At 46.4% G+C, this 692-nt stretch carries 1 protein-coding gene; it reads right to left on the minus strand.

Annotated elements, in window-relative coordinates; genetic code table 11:
• On the minus strand, positions 1–605 hold a 605-nt coding region (locus H9625_RS17445), incomplete at its 3' end, for a transposase (protein ID WP_191765603.1).
• Positions 606–692: the final 87 nt, after the last annotated feature.

Genomic DNA, 692 nt, shown 5'->3' on the forward strand with positions numbered 1-692 from the left:
AGCAGTATCTCGGCAAGCAGGCTGGTATCAGCGATGCACTTGTCAACAGGCATCAGCGGCATGGGGGCAATCTCCACCCCTTTCTGTCCAGCCGGAGGAAGCATGGTGCTGTCCTTGAGTGCATATTTGGGACGGATGATTTCCTTGACGTAAAGCATCCCCGGCTTGTGTTTGACGACTTTTGTTATCTCTTCGCCTATTCTACGGTATAAAGACAGGTCAACACCTGTCGGTTCTATTGTCTCGGTCTCCAGTACGGGTAAGTCCTCTATCATTTTTCGGTTCTGACGATTCTGCTTCCGTACTTCCGCCGATTCCTTTTCAATCTTCCCAACGGCTTCGTCGCGCTTTTCTTCCGCCTGATGTTGGAGTCCGGCAAACTCGTCTGCAAAAAGATCGGGGATATTAGGGTCATATGCGCGAAGCTTCTCCGATTTACGACCAAAGAGCTGACGGTTCAGCCATGCGACCTGAGCCGTCAACTCTTTGATACGTTCCTGCAGATCTTTAATCTGCTCTGACTGTTCTTTATTGGTGGCAGACAACGAAGCGACAGTGGCATTCAGCCCTTCTATCGTCTTGAGTAATATAGCTTTTTCATCCATTGCCTGTCTCTTTTTTACTGATGTAAAGATACTAATTATTAATGGATTATACAATAATACCAGCACTTTTTTCAATAAAAAACATGT

Origin of the sequence: Phocaeicola intestinalis (assembly GCF_014837065.1) — a bacterium.
Taxonomy (GTDB): Bacteria; Bacteroidota; Bacteroidia; order Bacteroidales; family Bacteroidaceae; genus Phocaeicola; species Phocaeicola intestinalis.